Source organism: Pantoea sp. GbtcB22 (assembly GCF_019091025.1).
GTDB classification, from domain to species: domain Bacteria; phylum Pseudomonadota; class Gammaproteobacteria; order Enterobacterales; family Enterobacteriaceae; genus Pantoea; species Pantoea leporis.
The window spans coordinates 1-239 of sequence record NZ_JAGXKB010000759.1; the positions used below are offsets into that span (position 1 = coordinate 1).

The 239-nt window shown below is 58.2% G+C and carries 1 pseudogene; it reads left to right on the forward strand.

From position 1 onward, the window contains the following. Positions 1 to 238, forward strand: a pseudogene (locus KVT28_RS26590) (peptidylprolyl isomerase); the annotation flags it as partial. Position 239 lies beyond the last annotated feature (1 nt).

Here is a 239-nt window from a genome sequence, read left to right on the forward strand (position 1 = left end):
GGTTCAGTACTTCTCACGTCGTGACTTTAACGACGGGGGCGAGCCGGAAGGGGGTGCCATTATGCTGTTCAGCGGCCGCGGCGGCAGCGAAATGCCTGGCGTGATTCGTGAAGTGTCCGGTGTCTCGATCACCGTAGACTTCAACCATCCGCTGGCGGGCCAGCGCATTCAGTTTGACATTGAAGTGCTGGAGATTGGTCCGGCGCTGGAGGCCAACGATGCAAATCCTGTTAGCTAAC